Raw genomic sequence first — 17804 nt, forward strand, 5'->3', positions numbered from 1 at the left:
CGATGCTCAGAGCCCGGAGGCGTCGTACTTGCCGAGGCCGCGCTGCGCGACGATCAGCTCGGTGTCGGTTCCGGTCTGCCCGGGAGGCTCGGCGCCGGCGACGCGCGTCGCCTTGGGCGAGCGGCGCAGACCGATCTCGACGCGGTGGGCGGCGTACGACAGCGCGAGGCACATGGCGACGTAGATCACGCTGGCCACCATCGCGGCGGGGATGAGCGGCGACCCGTACTCGCCGTTCGACCCGAGCTGACGCGCGAAGTAGAGCAGCTCGGGATAGGTGATGATGAAGCCGAGCGCAGTGTCCTTCAGCGTGACGACCAGCTGCGCGATGATCACGGGCAGCATGGCGCGAATGGCCTGAGGCAGCAGGACGAGCCGCATGACTCCGGCCTTGCGGAGACCGATGGCGTAACCGGCCTCGCTCTGTCCGCGCGGGAGCGACTCGACACCGGCGCGGATGACCTCGGAGAGCACCGAGCCGTTGTAGGCGATGAGCGCGATCACGACGGCCCAGTACGGCGACACCTTCAGCCCGATGACGGGCAGACCGTAATAGAGCAGCAGCATGAAGATCAGCACCGGGACAGCCCGGAGCAGTTCGACGATCCAGCCGACCGGCATCCGGACCCAGGCGTGATCGGACATGCGCCCGATCGCGAGGATGAACCCGAGCACGACGGCGCCGACCGCGGCAGCCGCGAAGGCCGCGAGGGTGGCCAGCGTCGCCTCGCCGAAACGCACCCAGATCGCCGTGTAGGTGAAGACGTTCCACTTGGTGGCCGAGAACTGGCCGGTGTCGAGGAAGCGCCAGACGACGAAGCCGATGACGGCGACGACGAGCAGCAGAGTGGCCGCACCGAGGATGCGGTTGCGCATCCGGGCGCGGGGGCCCGGAAGGTCGTAGAGGACGGAGGAGCTCATCGGGCGACCTTCCACTTCTTCTCGGCGGCGCGCTGCAGGGCCGAGAGCACGAGCACCAGGAGGACGAAGACGGCCATGACCAGGATGATCGTCATGAGCTGGTTCTCGCCGTTCTCACTCATCACGGCGCGGATGTTGCCGAGGTTGACCACCGAGAAGCCGGACGCGACGGTGGTGTTCTTCAACAGGGCGATGAAGACGCTCATCATCGGCGGGATGACCGAACGCGTCGCCTGCGGGAGGACGACGAGCGACATGACCTGGCCGAAACCGAGGCCGAGGGCGCGGGCGGCTTCGGCCTGTCCGACGGGGACGGTGTTGATGCCGGAGCGGATCGTCTCGGCGACGTACGTCGCCGTGTAGATGCCGAGGCCGCAGACGGCGAGGGCGAGAAAGCTCCCGCGCGGCACCTCGATCAGCAGCGGGACGCAGAAGGCGAAGAAGAACAGCACGAGCGTCAGCGGGGTGTTGCGGATCCAGTTCACGTAGACCGCACCCACGGCGCGGGCGATCGGAATCGGCGACACCCGCATCGCCCCGACGATGAAGCCCAACACGAGAGCGATCAGACCGCCGCCCAGGAAGAGCACGACGGTCCCCCACAACGCCTGCGCCCACAGGTCGGGGTAGTCGAAGATCTGATTCACCGAAGGGTGTCCGTTCTGTTTTCGTCGTTCGATCGAGCGGAGTGCGTGCGGGCGGCGATCACTCGCCGCCCGCACGAGGGGCTCAGCTGACGGGGTCGACCGCCGGCTGCTCGCCCTTGACACCCGAGGCGCCGAGGTTCTTCTCGAAGATGGCCTCCCAGGTGGAGCCGCCGTCGGTGAACATGGTGTTCACGAACTCCTGGAACGCGGTGTCGCCCTTGGCGAGGCCGACGCCGTAGCGCTCCTCGCTGAAGGGCTCGCCCGCGATCTTGAGGTTGTCGGGGTCCTGAGCGGCGTAGCCGAGAAGGATGGCCTCGTCGGTCGTCACCGCGTCGACCTCGCCGTTCTTCAGCTTCTCGACGCACTGCGAGTAGGTGTCGAACTCGACGACCTTGGCGGGTGTCTCTTCGCGGATGCGCTGGATCGGCGTCGAGCCGGTGACCGAGCACACCGTGGTGTCGGCGGTCAGCGAGTCCTTGCCGGTGATGGTGTCGTTGTCGGCGGCGACGAGCAGGCCCTGGCCCGTGAGGAAGTAGGGCCCGGCGAAGGCGATCTGCTCCTTGCGCTTGTCGGTGATCGAGTAGGTGCCGACGTAGTAGTCGATGTCACCGTTGATGATCGCCTGCTCGCGGTTCGCCGAGGCGATCGCCTTGTACTCGACCTTGGCACTGTCGGCCGGGTCGTATCCGAGCGACGCGGCGATCCACCGCGCGATGTCGACATCGAAGCCCTTGCGCTCGCCCGTGACGGGGTCGAGGTAGCCGAGGCCGGGCTGGTCTTCCTTGACGCCGATGACGACCTTGTCGGCCGCCTTGATCTTGTCGAACGTCGGGCTGTTCTCGATGGTGACGTCGGTGGCGACCGCGCCGTAGACCGGGGCGTCGCTGCTGCCGCCGTCGGATCCGGCATCGGGCGAGCCGGGGGTGCCGCTGTTGCAAGCCGTCAGGGCGAGCAGGCTCGCGGCGAGGACGCCGAGGCCCGTGAGAGTACGAGTTCTACGCATGTGATGTCTCCTTGGTTACGTGTGCTGTGCGGAAAGGGGTCGGTGACGGCGCGTTCGGGTCGGCCGGGGGGGAAAGGTGACACGAGTTGGGGCGAGAGAACCTCCTTGTTCGTCGCCTTTTCGATCAGTGCGTGATGAGCTTCGAGAGGAAGTCCTTCGCACGGTCGGACTGCGGGTTCGTGAAGAACTGCTCGGGAGCCGCCTGCTCTACGATCTGCCCGTCGGCCATGAAGACCACCCGGTTCGCGGCCTTTCGCGCGAAGCCCATCTCGTGGGTGACGACGATCATGGTCATGCCGTCCTTGGCGAGACCGACCATGACGTCAAGCACTTCGTTGATCATCTCGGGGTCGAGGGCCGAAGTCGGCTCGTCGAACAGCATGACCTTCGGCTTCATCGCCAGTGCGCGAGCGATCGCGACACGCTGCTGCTGACCGCCCGAGAGCTGGGCGGGGAGCTTGTCGGCCTGGTGACCGACGCCCACACGTTCCAGGAATGCCCGCGCCTCTTTCTCGGCATCCGCCTTCTTGAGCTTGCGGACCTTGATGGGACCGAGCGTGACGTTCTCGAGGATCGTCAGGTGCGAGAAGAGGTTGAACGACTGGAAGACCATGCCGACATCGGCACGCAGCTTCGCGAGCGCCTTGCCCTCTTCGGGCAGGCGCGCACCGTCGATGGTGATCGACCCGCTCGTGATCGTCTCGAGGCGGTTGATCGTGCGGCAGAGCGTCGACTTACCCGATCCGGAGGGACCGATGACGACGACGACCTCACCACGGTCGACGGTGAGATTGATGTCTTTCAGCGCCTGAAACTGGCCGTAGTGCTTCTGCACATCGGAGACGACGACAAGGGGCTCAGGGCCCGCCGGGGGAACGGATGCCATGCGTTCACCCTATGAGGATGATGTGCGTCCGACCAGCCTCTGGCGCACGCCTTAACCGTTCTGTAACAGCCGGGAACGTCCCGCGGGGTCACCGCGCGCGCTGAGCGAAGGCGGTCTCGTACAGGCACACGCTCGCGGCCGTCGCGAGGTTCAGAGACTCGGCACGGCCGTAGATCGGCAGGCGCAACGACAGGTCCGCGTGAGCGAGCGCCGTGTCGTCCAGTCCCCGCGCCTCGTTGCCGAACAGCCATGCCGTCGGCTCCGACAGGAGGTCTCGGGATGCCAGGAAGTCGTCGCCGTCGACATCGGCGGCGACCACGCGCAACCCGGCCTCGTGCGCTCGCGCCACGACGTCGGCGAGATCGAGGTCGACCGCGACGGGAAGGTGGAACAGCGAACCGGTGGTCGATCGCACGACCTTCGGGTTGTACGGATCGACGGTGCGTCCCGTGAGGACGACGGCATCGGCACCAGCGGCGTCCGCGGCGCGGATGATCGTGCCGAGATTGCCGGGATCGCGCACCTCCTCGCAGATCGCGATGAGGCGCGGGTTGCCCGCGAGCACGTCCTTCAACGCCGTCGGAGTCTGCCGGGCCACCGCGACGATGCCCTGGGGCGTGACCGTGTCGGCCATGGCATCCAGGACCGCCTCGGTCGTGTACTGCAGGTCGACGCCCGCTCGCTCGGCGGCATCGCGCACATCGGTGTGCTTCTCGAGAGCCGTCGGGGTCGCGTAGAGCTCGAGCATGGTCTCGGGAGCCCACGCGAGGGCTTCGCGCGCGGCCTGCGGACCCTCGAGGAGGAAGAGGCCGGTCTCTTGACGGGCGGCGCGCTTGCTGAGCTTGGCCACGGCGCGCACCCGCGGCGAACGGGGGTTCTCAAGCACGTCCTCAGTGTATGACGTGGGCGGCATAGACCCCCGGATGCCGCGCGGAAACGACGAACGGGCGCCCTCCGCAGAGGACGCCCGTTCGGTGCGAGGACGCGTCTTACGCGGTCTTCGGAGCGTTGACGTCGCTGGGCAGCGCCGCCTTCGCGGTCTGAACCAGCGAGGCGAACACGGCGGGCTCGTTCACGGCGAGCTCGGCGAGCATACGACGGTCGACCTGGACACCCGCGAGGCCGAGGCCCTGGATGAAGCGGTTGTACGTGAGGCCGTTCTGGCGGGACGCAGCGTTGATGCGCTGGATCCACAGACGACGGAAGTCGCCCTTGCGCTTGCGACGGTCACGGTACGCGTACACCAGGGAGTGGGTGACCTGCTCCTTGGCCTTGCGGTACAGGCGCGAACGCTGACCGCGGTAACCGGAGGCGCGCTCGAGGATGACGCGACGCTTCTTGTGGGCGTTTACTGCCCGCTTGACTCTAGCCATTTCTGTTTCTTCCTAACGTGCGTCGGCGCTCAGAGACCGAGGAGCTTCTTGGCGACCTTCGAGTCACCGGCGGCCAGGACCTGCTCCTGGTTCAGGCGGCGGGTGCGCTTCGAGGCCTTGCCTTCGAGGTTGTGGCGCATGCCGGCCTGCTGCTTCATGAGCTTGCCGCTACCGGTCAGCTTGAAGCGCTTCTTGGCGCCCGAGTGGGTCTTCTGCTTCGGCATCTGTCTTCCTTCGTTGGTGTTCCCGACGGAGCGGGAGTCTGGGGAGCTTTACTCGGCGGGGGCCGAGCTGGGCGTTTCTTCCGGGGCCGAGTCGCCACGGGCAGCGCTGCGCGCCGCCTCGCGGTTCGCCGCGCGCTGCGCGTTCTGCTCGGTCTTGACCTCGGACTTGTTCTTGTGCGGGGCGACCACCATCACCATGTTGCGGCCGTCGATCGTGGGGTTGGACTCGACGGTGCCGAACTCGGCGACATCTTCCGCGAACTTGCGGAGCAGGCGCACACCCTGCTCGGGACGCGACTGCTCGCGACCGCGGAACAGGATCATCGCCTTCACCTTGTCGCCCGCCTGAAGGAAGCCCTCGGCGCGCTTGAGCTTGGTGATGTAGTCGTGAGCCTCGATCTTGAGGCGGAACCGGACCTCTTTGAGGACCGTGTTGGCCTGGTTACGACGCGTTTCCTTGGCCTTCTGCGCGGCCTCGTACTTGAACTTGCCGTAATCCATGATCTTGACCACGGGAGGCTTCGAGCTCGGCGCAACCTCGACCAGGTCGAGGTCCGCTTCCTGGGCCAGGCGCAGCGCAGCTTCGATTCGGACGATGCCGACCTGCTCGCCGTTGGGTCCGACGAGACGGACCTCCGGGACTCGGATGCGCTCGTTGGTGCGGGGATCGCTGATGCGGAACTCCTCTTGTGTGCGGGTGGTGGCCGCCGCGATCCGATCGAATCGCGGGCGAAGAGGAGTACACACGCCACCCGGCACGGCGCTGTCAGCACCGGCTTCTGCACCCAGACGACCCCGTGCGAAACGGAGCGGAGTGCGGGAACCCGGTAGCCTGGAGCGGCAAGCGCGGGTGGGATGTGATCCTCTTTCGTACGGAGTGAGACACTCCGAAGCCCGCCATAGTCTAGCAGAGAGATTCACGTGGACACGATCCCCTCCGACCAGCCCGCCGACGACCACTCCGCGCACCGCCACGGAGCCGAAGACGAGCGTCTCGCCCGCTGGGAGGAACAGGAGCGCGCCGCGGCCTCGGCCACCCGCGACATCGCCGACGTCCCCGCCGTCGAGGTCATCACGACCGCCGCCGTCCACCTCATGAGCGCCGCGGCGGTGAAGACCGGCCTGGCCGACGATCCGACGCAGCAGCTCGACCTCGACGAGGCCCGCAAGCTCATCAACGCCCTCGCCGGCCTCATCACCGCCGGCGCCCCCGAGATCAGCGACATGCACGCGCGCTCCCTGCGCGACGGGCTGCGGTCGCTGCAGCTCGCGTTCCGCGAGGCGTCGACCATTCAGGACCCGATCGGTAAGGGTCCGGGCGAGAAGTGGACGGGTCCCGTCACGTAGGTCGCTCGTTCTGGGGAGGTACCGGACTCCGGGATGCCATCCTCCCGAGGCAAGAGCAGGGCCCCTACCCCGATTGCCTCGGGAGAATGGCATCCCTTCGCCCTGCGCCACCGCAGGACAGCTCCTCCCTGACATCCGCGGGAAGAGGGGCGGCTCGGTGGACCGTGGGGTGGTCTGCCGGAGCCGAGGTCCCTGAGCCTGTCGAAGGGACCGGGACCGCGGAGGGCGACCCTCACACCGTCGGAGTGCTATGCGGGTCAGGCGTCGGAGCTGCGGTGCAACTTGACCGTGAGGGAGTCGACGAGCACGGCGATGCGATCGTCGGCCGACCAGCGGCGCGCGATGCGCGCCAGCACGGCATCCAGCTCCTCCTGTTCGAGGCCCGACATCAGCTGCAGATGCACCACCAGCTCGGGGCCGCGCAGGCGGCCCGTTGGATCGCCCGATTCGACCGCGAGATCGAGCACAGCGAGCTCCCCCGAGATGCTCTCCTGCAGTCCGGTGAAGATCGTCGGCGACGTGTGCGCCGGCTCCCACGGCTCGCCCTGCGCGATGGCCCAGACCGCGGGGCGGCGCAGGACGAACTCCGTTTCGGAGGCCGGGTCGACCACGATGAGCTCGGTGTCCTCGGACGCCGCGGCCAGGGCCGTGCGGCGGCCGTCCGCGGGGACGGGGCGGGCCGTGGCATCCCATGTCTGAAGAGCCGCGACGGACGTGAACACGGGTAGCACCTTGCGACCGTCGGGAGCCGCCACCGTCACGATCGACAGCTCTTGGGTCTTGTCGACCGCGAGTCCGTGCGCCCCGACGCCGTGATCGCCTTTCTCGGCGACGAGGGGGATCAGCAGGCGCGCTTCGCGGTAGGCGTCGACCACCGCGCGTGCGTCGCCCTCCCCCGCGCGGAACGCGAGCAGGGCCGCCAACAACGCGGGGTCGGCCGAGCCGTCGTCGCCCGAGTGGGGATTGGCCTGGAAGCTGCGCCCCTCCCATGGGACACCGGCCGAATCCGCGTGGGCGCCGTGCGCGTGGGCACCGTGCGCGTGGGCGCCGTGGGGATCGTCAGTGTCCGGCGACATCCAGTGCCTCGGCCAGCGTGAACTGGCCCGCGTAGAGCGCCTTGCCGACGATCGCGCCCTCGACGCCCAGCGGCACGAGCTCGCGGAGCGCCGCGATGTCGTCGAGGCTCGACACGCCGCCCGAAGCGACGATCGGCTTCGGCGTGCGCTGCGTCATCTCGCGCAGCAGCTCGATGTTGGGGCCGCGGAGCGTGCCGTCCTTTGTGACGTCGGTGACCACGTAGCGGCTGCAGCCGGCGTCCTCGAGGCGGTCGAGGACGGTCCAGAGGTCGCCGCCGTCGCGGGTCCAGCCGCGCGCCGCGAGCGTGGTCCCGCGGACGTCGAGACCGACGGCGATCGCTTCGCCGTAGCGGTTGATGACGTCGGCTGCCCACTCGGGGTTCTCGAGCGCCGCGGTGCCGAGGTTGATGCGGCTCGCGCCGCTCTCGAGTGCCGCTTCGAGCGAACGGTCGTCGCGGATGCCGCCGGAGAGCTCGACCTGCACGCCCTTGACCTGCTTGATGACCTTGCGCATGACGTTCGCGTTGCTGCCTCGACCGAAAGCCGCGTCGAGGTCGACGAGGTGGATCCACTGCGCGCCCTGGCGTGCGAAGTCCGCCGCGGCGTCGACGGGGTCGCCGTAGCTGGTCTCGGTACCGGCCTCTCCCTGGGTGAGGCGGACGGCCTTGCCGTCGGCGACATCGACCGCCGGAAGCAGCACAAGTTCGGGCGTGGACGCGAAATCGTTCATGGCTCCTCGGGCCCGTCGGCGCATCTCGCCGAGCCTGGGCACGAGGTCACACAGTAGTCGTGCGCAGCCCGTCGATCCAATTGGCAAGGAGCCGGATGCCGGCCTCGCCCGACTTCTCGGGATGGAACTGCGTCGCCGACAGCGGCCCGTTCTCGACCGCCGCGAGGAACGGCGCCCCGTAGGTGCACCAGGTCAGAACGGGCTCGGGGAACGGCGGGGTCACCTCGAGCGACCACTCCTGCGCCGCGTAGGAGTGCACGAAGTAGAAGCGCTCGTTCTCGATCCCGTCGAACAGGCGGGAACCGGCTCCGGATGCCACGGTGTTCCACCCCATGTGCGGGAGCACCGGGGCCTCGAGCTCGGCCACGGTACCCGGCCACTCCCCCAGGCCCTCGGTGTCGGCCCCGCGCTCGATGCCGCGCTCGAACATGACCTGCATGCCCACGCAGATACCGAGCACCGGGCGACCGCCGGCGAGACGGCGGTCGATGATCTCGCCGCCGCGGCTCTCGTTCAGCGCGCCCATCACGGCGCTGTACGCGCCGACACCAGGGACGAGCAAACCGTCGGCATCCAGGAGCAGAGAGCGGTCGGAGGTCAGTCGCGCATCGGCACCGGCCTCGATCAGGGCTTTGACAGCGGAGTGGACGTTGCCGGAACCGTAGTCGAGGACAGCGACGAGCGGCCTGGATGTCACAGTGCTCCCTTGGTGCTCGGGATGCCGTCGACCAGCGGGTCGAGCGCCTTCGCCTGGCGGAACGCGCGCGCGAGTGCCTTGTACTCGGCCTCGGCGATGTGGTGCGGATCACGCCCCCCGAGGACACGCACGTGCACCGTGAGACCCGCGTGGATCGAGATCGCCTCGAACGAGTGCCGAACCAGCGAGCCCGTGAAGTGACCACCGATCAGGTGGTGCTCGAAGCCCGCGGGCTCACCCGTGTGCACGAGGTAGGGGCGGCCACTGATGTCGACGACCGCCTGAGCGAGCGCCTCGTCCAGGGGAACCAGGGCGTCGCCGTACCGCGCGATGCCCGACTTGTCGCCGAGTGCCTGACGGATCGCCTGACCGAGCACGATCGAGGTGTCTTCGACGGTGTGGTGTGCGTCGATGTGCGTGTCGCCGGTGGCGCGCACGCGGAGGTCGGTCAGCGAGTGCTTGGCGAACGCCGTCAGCATGTGATCGAAGAACGGGACCGTGGTCTGGATGTCACTGGCACCGCGTCCGTCGAGGTCGAGCTCGAGCTCGATGTGCGACTCGCTCGTCTCGCGTGTGAGAGAAGCGGTGCGGGGCGTGGCGGGGCCGGTCATGACCGCGATCCTACCGAGGCGAGGGCATCGAGGAACGCGGTGGTCTCGTCGGCCGTGCCCGCCGTGACGCGCAGGTGGTGCGCGATGCCGACGTCGCGGATGAGGACGCCGCGGTCGTACAACGCCTTCCAGGTGGCGGCGGGGTCGTCGACACCGCCGAAGAGCACGAAGTTGGTCCACGATTCGTGCGCCGAGTAGCCGAGCGCCGACACCGTGGCCGAGATCCGGTCGCGTTGAGCGACGATCTCGTCGACCATCGACAGCATGGTGTCGGCGTGGCCGAGCGCCGCCGTCGCCGCGGCCTGGGTGAGGGCGCTCAGGTGGTACGGGAGCCGCACGAGGCGCAGGGCGTCGACGAAGGCCGGATCGGCGGCGAGGTAACCCACGCGTGCACCGGCGAAGGCGAAGGCCTTGCTCATCGTGCGCGAGATGACGAGTCGAGGACGGCCGGGCAGCAGAGTGACGGCGGACGGCTCGTCGCGGGGCGCGAACTCCTGGTACGCCTCATCGACGATGACGATCCCGTCGGTCGCGTCGTAGACCGCCTCGACGACGTCCAGTCGAAGCGGCGTCCCCGTGGGGTTGTTCGGCGCGCACAGGAACACGATGTCGGGACGCTGCTCCCGTACCTGGGCCGCGGCCGACTCGGGGCTGAGCGTGAAGTCGTGCGCGCGCTCTCCCGCGATCCAGCGCGCCCCGGTCGCGCGCGTGAGGATCGGGTACATCGAGTAGGTCGGCGCGAAGCCCATGGCCGTCCGTCCGGGCCCGCCGAAGGCTTGCAGGACGTGTTGAAGCACCTCGTTCGAGCCGTTGGCCGCCCAGATCTGTTCGGGCGTCAAGCCGTGACCGAGGTAGCCGGCGAAGGCCTCACGGAGCCCGGTGAACTCCCGGTCGGGATACCGGTTGACGTCACGCAGCGCCCGGGCGACGGCATCCAGGATGTCGTCGGCCACTTCCGCCGGAACGGGGTGCGTGTTCTCGTTCACGTTGAGGGCCACGGGCAGAGCCGCTTGCGGAGCGCCGTAGGGCGTCATCCCGCGGAGATCATCGCGAAGAGGGAGGTCGTCGAGGCGCACAGTCACCCCACCAATGGTAGGCCGCCGCGACGATCAGCCGACGCCTCAGGGCGCGGCGAGGTACTCGGTGGGGATGGCGATGCGCTGGCCCGCCGAGACCGCTCCGCCGTCGAGGGCGTTCAGGCGCGAAATCTGCGCCACGACATCGCGGGGATCAGCCTCGGGAGCCACGTCTTCGGCGATCGACCAGAGGGTCTCGCCGCTCATCACGGTGATCTCGGCGAACGAGCCGCTCGGGGCACCGCTCTCGCTCGACGCGAGCGCGGACCCACCTCCGACGACGGCGATGGCGAGAGCGACCACCACGGGCAGCGCGGCGAGGAACGCCACGACACGGCGACCACGTGCGGTCAGACGCAGGCGAGTGGTGGGGGCGGTGAAGGTGATGCTGCTCATGGTGTGCTCCTTGGTGGGGAGAGATTCGCACCCCACCCTCGGCCGGGAGGGCGGTGGTGCGAATCTGTATTCCGAATCTATCTTCGATACTTTCGAGTGTCAACACCGGCTGTGATCGCAGACGAATCGAACGCGACACGCGTGAGGCTCCGTGTCATTCGGGTCGTCCACCGGATACGGTTTCGACACGGAGACCTCATCACCAACCTCCGACATTCGAATTTCCGCCGCAGAATGCGCGGCGCGAGGGGAGCTCAGATGACCGACGCGACGACCGCCGCCGGCCGCGAACGGCCGCAAACCCGGCGGCGCAAGAACCTCAGCGACAAGCAGCTCGCGATCCTCGAGGTGATCCAGCGCTCCATCGCGCGGCACGGCTACCCGCCGAGCATGCGCGAGATCGGCGACGCGGTCGGACTGAAGTCGCTCTCGAGCGTCACCCACCAGCTGAATCAGCTCGAGCTCAGCGGCTACCTGCGCCGCGACCCGGGCAAGACGCGCGCGATGGAGGTGCTCATCGACCTGCCCGGTGCCGCCGCCGAGAACCCGGCCGACACCGCGCCGGCGCTCGGTGACGCGGCCCTCGTCCCTCTCGTCGGACGCATCGCCGCCGGGGTTCCCATCACGGCCGACCAGCAGGTGGAGGAGATCTTCCCCCTCCCCCGCCAGCTCGTGGGCAAGGGGGAGCTCTTCATGCTCAAGGTGTCGGGGGACTCGATGATCGACGCCGCGATCTGCGACGGCGACTGGGTGGTCGTGCGCTCGCAGGCGACCGCCGAGAACGGCGAGATCGTCGCGGCGATGCTCGACGGCGAGGCGACGGTCAAGACCTTCCGCCGCCGTGACGGCCACACGTGGCTCCTCCCCCGCAACAGCGCGTTCGAGCCGATCCTGGGCGACGAAGCCGTCGTCCTCGGCCGTGTCGTGGCGGTGCTGCGCGCGGTCTGACAGCCTCCGTCAGCGCCTCCCGGTGGCGAGTCCGGTGCGCCTTGATGTCTCCGCGGCAAGGCCCGACCCGCCACAATGACGCCATGCCTGACGGACACCTCTCCCTCGCGCCGATCCTCGGCAGCGCCACACCGAAGACCCGGCTGAGGATCCGTGCCGTCGCATCCGTCGTTCTCCTGGCTTTCGCGGTCCTCACGGTGCCTCTGGCCCTCGTCGCGGCGTGGGCGCGACTTCAGCTCGTCGACGAGGATGCCTTCGCGGCGACGCTCACCCCCCTGGCCGCCGACCCACGAGTGCAGAGCCTCGTGATCGACGAGGCGACGAGCGCGATCACGGCATCCCTGGACGCGTCCGTGCCCGACGCCGCAGCGCCACCGGCTGCGGCGCGGGCGCTGGAGCTGCTCGGCCGCCCGACCGCGGCGGCGGCGCGTTCGCTCACGGAGCGCGCCGTGACGGAAGTGGTCCACTCGGACCGCTTCTCGAGCGTCTGGGCCGCGGTGGTGCACACCTCCCACCGCGCTCTCGTGTTCGGAGCGACGTCGGACGGCGGCGGCATCATCGTGCTGACTCCGGACGACCTCGGGGTACAGGTCGGCGGGGTGGTGTCGGCGATCACCGACGAACTGAGTCTGCAGGGCTCCCCCGTGGCGGCTCTCATCCCGAGGGTCGATCACGTGGTCATCGTCGGCGACGGCGCGCCGTTGCGCATGTTGCGCGCCGGCTACGCCCTCGCCACCGCGGCGGGCGTGCTGCTACCCGCCTTGGCGGTCGTCCTCCTCGCGGGCGGGGCCCTCGTCGAACAGAGACGGGGACGTGCGATCATCGGCACCGGACTGGCGATCGTCGTCGGTTCCGGAGTCCTTCTGATCGGTGCGGCTGCGGCGCCCACCGTCGTCGCCAGGACGGCCGCCGCCGGCGGTCTCGATCCCGCGGGCGTCGCCGCCATCGTCCGCCAACTGTTGACGTCACTCGTCGGGTCGTCCGGCGTGGTCTTCGGCGCGGGGGCCCTCCTCCTCGCGGTGGGCGTCATCGTCGCACGGCGCACGGGCCGAACAGCTGCGCATCCGAAGCCGACGCCCGGCGATCTTGCGGCGACGACGGATGGCCGCATCCGGCCGTTACCATGACCGAAAGCGCAATCGGAAGCGAGCCCCGTGTCTACCAACCCCGCCCCTGGCGACCCTTCTTCCGCCGAGGGTGACGCCCCGGCACCCACCGCCCTCGGTGCCGCCGAGCCGGCACCGGCACCCACCGAGACGCGCGCTCCCGGCGAGGACCACCCGCCCGCCCCCCCCCGGTCGCGGCCCCGCCGGAGCACCGTCATCCTCGGTTCGGGCCTCGCACTGCTCGTCGTCGCCGCAAGTGCGGGGTTCTTCTGGCTCAGCGCGCAACTCGCCGCATCCCAGCAGCAGATCCTGGACCAACAGCAGCAGATAAACGACCAGCAGCGTGAGCTCGAGGAGCAGCGGGCGCAGCTCGATCGCAAGGAGCAGTTCGGCGCGGCCATGCAGGAGCTCTACGCGACGATCGATCCGCTCGTGGGCCTCCCGTACGCGTCGCTCGTGTCCTGGAGCGAGGTCGAGGGGTTCGCCCACAGCGCCTGGGCGCACCGCGAGAGCGTCGTGACGATGGAACGTGACATCACCGACGTCAAGATGTTCACGACGAAGCTGGCCAACCGCGTGGAGGCCGCGCGCTCCGTGGGCTCGACGAACGCGACGGGGAGCCCGTGGGAAGCCGCGCTCGACTCGCTCGGTCACGGGTGGGTGACCATGGCGTACGACGAGAGCAACCGCCCGTGCGGCCTCGAGGCGATGGCCTGCGTCTCGAGCGCGGATCCCTTCGTCGTCCACGTCAGCAGCGACACCCGCAACACCTCGACACTGACGGACTGGATGCGCACCGGGGTCGCGTACCACGAGTACTCGCACGTGCTGCAGTTCACCAACCCCGAAGCCACGGCATCCGCGCTCACCGCCTTCGGAGGGAATGCGGAGACGATGGCGGACTGCTACGCGCTGACCTTCCTCGACGGATGGACGTTGGACCACGTGGTGCCCATCGACAGCTCCTCCTACTGGGAAGTGAGCGTGGGCTACGGCTACACGTGCGATGATGCGCAGCGCCAGGTCATCCGCGACTGGGTGGGAAGTCTGGGCCTGCAGAAGCGCACCGTCTCGCAGTGAGGACGGGCGAGACGGGTGTCGGCGCCCCTCCTTAGAGTGGATGCATGGCAGACACCCTCCCCTACGGTTCCTGGCCGTCACCGATCACGCCCGAGTCGGTGGCGCAGTCCTCGCCGCGTATCGACGGCGCACGGCTGGTGGCTGACGAGGTGTGGTGGGGCGAGTCCGTGCCCGCCGAAGCGGGGCGCGTCGCGGTGAAACGGCGCCGCGCCGACGGAACCATCGAGACCGTGCTCCCCGCTCCCGCCAACGCCCGCTCGGCGGTGCACGAGTACGGCGGAGGCGCGTGGACGGCATCCGACGACGGCGAGCTGTTCTACGTCGAGAAGACCGACCAGCGCGTGTACGCGCTCCGACCGGGCGGCACGGCGCGCCCCCTCACCCCCGCCGACGAGGCCGTGCGTCACGGCGGCCTCCGGTTCGAGCACGGCGTCCTCCTCGCCGTGCGCGAGACCCACGGTTCCGACCGCGTCCCCGCGCGCGCGATCGTCCGCATCGCCGTCGATGGCGAGGGGGCCGGCGAGGTCCTCGCCGCCGGGAGCGACTTCCTCGCCCAGCCCGCGCTGTCGCCCGACGGACGACGCCTCGCCTGGGTAGCGTGGAACCACCCCGACATGCCGTGGGACGCCACGATCATACGCGTCGCCGACCTCGACACGGGCACGGTGCGCGACATCGCCGGGGGCGCGAACCGCGCTCCCCTGCAACCGGTCTGGATCGGCGACGACGAACTGCTCTACGCCGATGACCCCGACGGTCGGTGGAACCTGTTCCGCCACCCCCTCGACGGCGACGCCCAGGCGGTCGCCCCCGCCGACGCCGACACCGGCGGTGGGCTCTGGGTGCTCGGGACACGGTGGTTCGGCGCCACCGACGACGGCCGCATCGTCGCCGTGCGGACCGACGGCGGCGACGAGGTCGTCGAGATCGCCCCGTCCGGGGTCCGTCCGCTGGAGGTCCCCGCCGTGTCGGGCGCCGCGGTCGACGACGCACGCGGTACGCGGGTGCTGGTGTCGGGGTCCGACGCGGGCGGCCGCTCGGGTCTCTGGCTCGTCGACCTCGCCGCCGGCAGCGTCGATCTCGTCACGGGCGGAGCGGGCTCATGGGGAGACGAATGGATGCCGACGGCCCGCGCCCTCGAAACCGAGGGGCCGCACGGTACCGTGCACGCCTTCGCCTACGCGCCGACCAATCCCGAGGTCACTGCCCCGGACGACGAGCGCCCGCCGTACGTCGTTCTCGTGCACGGGGGTCCCACCTCGCACGTCGGACCGGCTCCCTCGGCGAAGACGGCGTTCTTCACAAGCCGCGGGATCGGCGTCCTCGACGTGAACTACGGAGGTTCCACCGGTTACGGCCGCGCCTATCGGGATCGTCTGAAGGGGCAGTGGGGTGTCGTCGACGTCGATGATGTCGCGGCCGCAGCGTCCGCTCTCGCCGACGCGGGACTCGCCGACCCTGATCGCCTCGCCATCGCCGGCGGCTCGGCCGGGGGCTGGACCGTGCTCGCCGCGGTGACGAACACCGACGTGTTCGCGGCCGGGATCTCGCGCTACGGCGTGGGCGACGCACGCGCGCTGGCCGAAGACACCCACGACTTCGAGGCGCGCTACCTCGACGGGCTCATCGGCGCTCTCCCCGACGCCGAGAACGTCTACATCGAACGATCCCCGCTCACCCATCCCGAGCGGTTCCGTGTTCCCTTGCTCATCCTGCAGGGCTCAGAAGACCGGGTCGTCCCTCCCTCGCAGGCCGAGGCGATCCGAGACGCCCTGGCGGCCCACAGCGTGCCGTACGCGTACGTGCTCTACGAGGGCGAGGGACACGGTTTCCGCCGCGCGGAGACCGTGATCGACTCGCTCGAGCGCGAACTCGGGTTCCTGGGCGCCGTGTTCGGTTTCGAGACACCGGGGGTCCCCGCACTCGATCTCGGCTGAGACCACCGGGGCTCGCCGGCATCCCCGCCGGGCATCGCACCTCGACGTGCCGGAAGGCTCAGCCGTCCCGACGGGCGCGCGACTCGACCGCGAAGAGCAGCGGGTCGGGTGATGACACCTTCGAAGCGTGGCACGTCCCGCGGGCGCGCGCGGCCCCGATGCTCCACCGTCGAGAGGCCCCGTGAGGGCCGGGACCCCCGCGCCGAAGCACGGGGATCCCGGGATCAGGCCGCGTACGGCTCGAGTTCGGCCGCCAGTCGCGCACCCACGTGCGCGTGGAGGAAGGTTCCGGTCTCGCGGTGCTCCTGCGCCACGATCAAGCCGCTCTCGTGCACCGCCGACACGAGGTCGCCGCGGTCGTACGGAACGACGGCCTGCACCTCGACGGCGGGAAGCGGGAGGGCCTCCTCGATCGCGGCGCGAAGCTCATCGATGCCCTCTCCCGTGCGCGACGAGACGAAGTGCGCTCTCGGGGCGAGCCCGCGCAGCACGAGGCGATCATCGTCGCTGACGAGGTCGGCCTTGTTGAACACGACGATCTCGTGGCCGAAGTCGGCCTCGACGTCGCCCATCACGTCACGAACCGTCGCGAGCTGCGCGGCCGGGTCGGGGTGCGAGGCGTCCACGACGTGCAGGATCACGTCGGCGTCGCCCACCTCTTCCAGCGTCGAGCGGAAGGCCTCGACGAGCTGGTGCGGCAGGTCGCGCACGAAACCGACCGTGTCGGTCAGCGTGTACACGCGACCGTCGGTCGTCTCGGAGCGGCGGACCGTGGCATCCAGGGTGGCGAACAGCGCGTTCTCGACGAGCACACCGGCGCTCGTGAGGCGGTTGAGCAGGCTCGACTTGCCGGCGTTGGTGTACCCGGCGATGGCGACGGACGGGATCGTGTGGCGCTTGCGCTCGGCACGCTTGGCCGCCCGCGCGGGAGCGAAGTCGCGCAACTGCTTGCGCAGCAGCGCCATCTTGGTGCGGATGCGACGGCGATCGAGCTCGATCTTCGTCTCACCCGGACCGCGCGATCCCATGCCCGCGCCGCCGGCGCCGACCTGTCCACCGGCCTGCCGAGACATCGACTCACCCCACCCGCGCAGGCGCGGAAGCAGGTACTCGAGCTGCGCGAGCTCGACCTGGGCCTTGCCCTCTCGACTCTTCGCGTGCTGGCTGAAGATGTCGAGGATGACCGTCGTGCGGTCGATGACCTTGACCTTCACCACGTCTTCGAGCGCACGGCGCTGACTGGGCGCCAGTTCGGTGTCGGCGATGACGGTGTCGGCGCCCACGGCAGCGACGATGTCGCGCAGCTCCTCGGCTTTTCCTCGGCCGACGTACGTCGCCGGATCGGGATGCGGTCGGCGCTGGAGCACACCGTCGAGCACGACCGCGCCGGCCGTCTCGGCGAGCGCGGCGAGCTCGCGGAGGGAGTTCTCGGCATCCGCCTGATACCCCTGCGGGTGGACGCCGACGAGCACCACGTTCTCGAGCCGCAGTTGGCGGTACTCGACCTCGGTGACGTCTTCGAGCTCGGTCGACAGGCCGGGAACACGACGCAGCGCGGCGCGCTCCTCGCGATCCCATTGATCGCCGTCGGTGTTGCCCCCGTACGCCGTTGCGGCGTCCTGCAGGGCCTGTGCTGCACCGAAGACCCGGACCCCGCGGTGCGCTTCGGCGCGCGACAGCACGCGGTCCACCGGGTCCACCGGGGCCGCGTCCGTGCTCGGGGGTGTGGTCTGTTCGGTCATGTGT

General features: G+C 69.5%; 20 protein-coding genes. 5 read left to right on the top strand and 15 right to left on the bottom strand.

Annotation, left to right across the window (positions count from 1 at the left end; translation table 11 throughout):
* Positions 1 to 6: 6 nt before the first annotated feature.
* The 8 genes from AB0O24_RS03415 to infC form a co-directional block, all read right to left on the bottom strand.
* On the bottom strand, positions 7 to 921 hold the full coding sequence (locus AB0O24_RS03415; RefSeq protein WP_275797713.1) for an amino acid ABC transporter permease: 915 nt from the start codon (positions 919 to 921) through the stop codon (positions 7 to 9).
* A complete protein-coding gene (locus tag AB0O24_RS03420; RefSeq protein ID WP_275797748.1) occupies positions 918 to 1568 on the bottom strand; it encodes an amino acid ABC transporter permease in 651 nt (216 codons plus the stop codon). The genes AB0O24_RS03415 and AB0O24_RS03420 overlap by 4 nt, the downstream gene beginning before the upstream one ends.
* Positions 1569 to 1650: 82 nt before the next feature.
* Positions 1651 to 2571, bottom strand: a complete 921-nt coding sequence (locus tag AB0O24_RS03425; RefSeq protein WP_363372581.1) for a glutamate ABC transporter substrate-binding protein — start codon at positions 2569 to 2571, stop codon at positions 1651 to 1653.
* 124 nt (positions 2572 to 2695) lie between these two features.
* Positions 2696 to 3457 carry an amino acid ABC transporter ATP-binding protein gene (locus tag AB0O24_RS03430; RefSeq protein ID WP_275799189.1) on the bottom strand — a complete coding sequence of 254 codons (762 nt, stop codon included), beginning with the start codon at positions 3455 to 3457 and terminating at the stop codon, positions 2696 to 2698.
* A gap of 88 nt (positions 3458 to 3545) precedes the next feature.
* The gene (locus tag AB0O24_RS03435; protein ID WP_275799187.1) at positions 3546 to 4343 is read right to left on the bottom strand and encodes an RNA methyltransferase; all 798 of its coding nucleotides are present in this window, start codon (positions 4341 to 4343) and stop codon (positions 3546 to 3548) included.
* A gap of 103 nt (positions 4344 to 4446) precedes the next feature.
* On the bottom strand, positions 4447 to 4830 hold the full coding sequence (gene rplT / locus AB0O24_RS03440) for a 50S ribosomal protein L20 (protein WP_013583374.1): 384 nt from the start codon (positions 4828 to 4830) through the stop codon (positions 4447 to 4449).
* 29 nt (positions 4831 to 4859) lie between these two features.
* Positions 4860 to 5054 carry a 50S ribosomal protein L35 gene (gene rpmI, locus AB0O24_RS03445; RefSeq protein ID WP_058232311.1) on the bottom strand — a complete coding sequence of 65 codons (195 nt, stop codon included), beginning with the start codon at positions 5052 to 5054 and terminating at the stop codon, positions 4860 to 4862.
* Positions 5055 to 5102: 48 nt separating this feature from the next.
* A complete protein-coding gene (gene infC, locus AB0O24_RS03450) occupies positions 5103 to 5801 on the bottom strand; it encodes a translation initiation factor IF-3 (RefSeq protein WP_275799185.1) in 699 nt (232 codons plus the stop codon).
* 183 nt (positions 5802 to 5984) lie between these two features.
* Between infC and AB0O24_RS03455 the strand changes: the two genes are divergently transcribed.
* Positions 5985 to 6401, top strand: coding sequence for a DUF1844 domain-containing protein (locus tag AB0O24_RS03455; RefSeq protein ID WP_275799195.1), 417 nt, complete (start codon positions 5985 to 5987; stop codon positions 6399 to 6401).
* Between the two features lie 257 nt (positions 6402 to 6658).
* Here the strand turns inward: AB0O24_RS03455 and AB0O24_RS03460 are convergent, their stop codons facing one another.
* From AB0O24_RS03460 to AB0O24_RS03485, 6 genes are read right to left on the bottom strand one after another with little or no spacing between them, the layout of a single operon-like run.
* On the bottom strand, positions 6659 to 7477 hold the full coding sequence (locus AB0O24_RS03460; RefSeq protein WP_363372585.1) for an SseB family protein: 819 nt from the start codon (positions 7475 to 7477) through the stop codon (positions 6659 to 6661).
* Positions 7461 to 8207, bottom strand: a complete 747-nt coding sequence (gene priA / locus AB0O24_RS03465) for a bifunctional 1-(5-phosphoribosyl)-5-((5-phosphoribosylamino)methylideneamino)imidazole-4-carboxamide isomerase/phosphoribosylanthranilate isomerase PriA (RefSeq protein ID WP_058615273.1) — start codon at positions 8205 to 8207, stop codon at positions 7461 to 7463. Before priA ends, AB0O24_RS03460 begins: the two co-directional genes overlap by 17 nt.
* Before the next feature lie 46 nt (positions 8208 to 8253).
* Positions 8254 to 8904, bottom strand: coding sequence for an imidazole glycerol phosphate synthase subunit HisH (hisH, locus tag AB0O24_RS03470; RefSeq protein WP_058615274.1), 651 nt, complete (start codon positions 8902 to 8904; stop codon positions 8254 to 8256).
* A complete protein-coding gene (hisB, locus tag AB0O24_RS03475; protein ID WP_058594902.1) occupies positions 8901 to 9515 on the bottom strand; it encodes an imidazoleglycerol-phosphate dehydratase HisB in 615 nt (204 codons plus the stop codon). The genes hisH and hisB overlap by 4 nt, the downstream gene beginning before the upstream one ends.
* Positions 9512 to 10597 (bottom strand): histidinol-phosphate transaminase, encoded by a 1086-nt coding sequence (locus AB0O24_RS03480; protein ID WP_363372588.1) that lies wholly within the window; start codon positions 10595 to 10597, stop codon positions 9512 to 9514. Before AB0O24_RS03480 ends, hisB begins: the two co-directional genes overlap by 4 nt.
* Before the next feature lie 39 nt (positions 10598 to 10636).
* A complete protein-coding gene (locus AB0O24_RS03485; protein WP_275799175.1) occupies positions 10637 to 10987 on the bottom strand; it encodes a LysM peptidoglycan-binding domain-containing protein in 351 nt (116 codons plus the stop codon).
* Between the two features lie 258 nt (positions 10988 to 11245).
* Between AB0O24_RS03485 and lexA the strand changes: the two genes are divergently transcribed.
* From lexA to AB0O24_RS03505, 4 genes are all read left to right on the top strand, one after another.
* The gene (lexA, locus tag AB0O24_RS03490; protein WP_013583385.1) at positions 11246 to 11935 is read left to right on the top strand and encodes a transcriptional repressor LexA; all 690 of its coding nucleotides are present in this window, start codon (positions 11246 to 11248) and stop codon (positions 11933 to 11935) included.
* Between the two features lie 83 nt (positions 11936 to 12018).
* Complete coding sequence (locus AB0O24_RS03495) at positions 12019 to 13062, top strand: hypothetical protein (RefSeq protein WP_363372592.1); 1044 nt, start codon at positions 12019 to 12021, stop codon at positions 13060 to 13062.
* A gap of 27 nt (positions 13063 to 13089) precedes the next feature.
* The gene (locus AB0O24_RS03500) at positions 13090 to 14121 is read left to right on the top strand and encodes a hypothetical protein (RefSeq protein ID WP_363372594.1); all 1032 of its coding nucleotides are present in this window, start codon (positions 13090 to 13092) and stop codon (positions 14119 to 14121) included.
* A 44-nt stretch (positions 14122 to 14165) separates the two neighbouring features.
* The gene (locus AB0O24_RS03505; RefSeq protein WP_363372597.1) at positions 14166 to 16058 is read left to right on the top strand and encodes a prolyl oligopeptidase family serine peptidase; all 1893 of its coding nucleotides are present in this window, start codon (positions 14166 to 14168) and stop codon (positions 16056 to 16058) included.
* A 224-nt stretch (positions 16059 to 16282) separates the two neighbouring features.
* Here AB0O24_RS03505 and hflX read toward each other — a convergent pair whose 3' ends face one another.
* The gene (hflX, locus tag AB0O24_RS03510; protein ID WP_363372600.1) at positions 16283 to 17800 is read right to left on the bottom strand and encodes a GTPase HflX; all 1518 of its coding nucleotides are present in this window, start codon (positions 17798 to 17800) and stop codon (positions 16283 to 16285) included.
* Positions 17801 to 17804 lie beyond the last annotated feature (4 nt).

The organism is Microbacterium sp. NPDC086615, assembly GCF_040686055.1.
Lineage (GTDB): Bacteria > Actinomycetota > Actinomycetes > Actinomycetales > Microbacteriaceae > Microbacterium.

Coding starts and splice junctions, on each gene's coding strand:
- lexA (WP_013583385.1), top strand. CDS start 11,246: ATGACCGACGCGACGACCGCCGCCGGCCGCGAACGGCCGCAAACCCGG.
- hflX (WP_363372600.1), bottom strand. CDS start 17,800: ATGACCGAACAGACCACACCCCCGAGCACGGACGCGGCCCCGGTGGAC.
- AB0O24_RS03425 (WP_363372581.1), bottom strand. CDS start 2,571: ATGCGTAGAACTCGTACTCTCACGGGCCTCGGCGTCCTCGCCGCGAGC.
- AB0O24_RS03460 (WP_363372585.1), bottom strand. CDS start 7,477: ATGTCGCCGGACACTGACGATCCCCACGGCGCCCACGCGCACGGTGCC.
- hisB (WP_058594902.1), bottom strand. CDS start 9,515: ATGACCGGCCCCGCCACGCCCCGCACCGCTTCTCTCACACGCGAGACG.
- AB0O24_RS03505 (WP_363372597.1), top strand. CDS start 14,166: ATGGCAGACACCCTCCCCTACGGTTCCTGGCCGTCACCGATCACGCCC.
- AB0O24_RS03430 (WP_275799189.1), bottom strand. CDS start 3,457: ATGGCATCCGTTCCCCCGGCGGGCCCTGAGCCCCTTGTCGTCGTCTCC.
- AB0O24_RS03415 (WP_275797713.1), bottom strand. CDS start 921: ATGAGCTCCTCCGTCCTCTACGACCTTCCGGGCCCCCGCGCCCGGATG.
- AB0O24_RS03495 (WP_363372592.1), top strand. CDS start 12,019: ATGCCTGACGGACACCTCTCCCTCGCGCCGATCCTCGGCAGCGCCACA.
- rpmI (WP_058232311.1), bottom strand. CDS start 5,054: ATGCCGAAGCAGAAGACCCACTCGGGCGCCAAGAAGCGCTTCAAGCTG.
- rplT (WP_013583374.1), bottom strand. CDS start 4,830: ATGGCTAGAGTCAAGCGGGCAGTAAACGCCCACAAGAAGCGTCGCGTC.
- priA (WP_058615273.1), bottom strand. CDS start 8,207: ATGAACGATTTCGCGTCCACGCCCGAACTTGTGCTGCTTCCGGCGGTC.
- AB0O24_RS03485 (WP_275799175.1), bottom strand. CDS start 10,987: ATGAGCAGCATCACCTTCACCGCCCCCACCACTCGCCTGCGTCTGACC.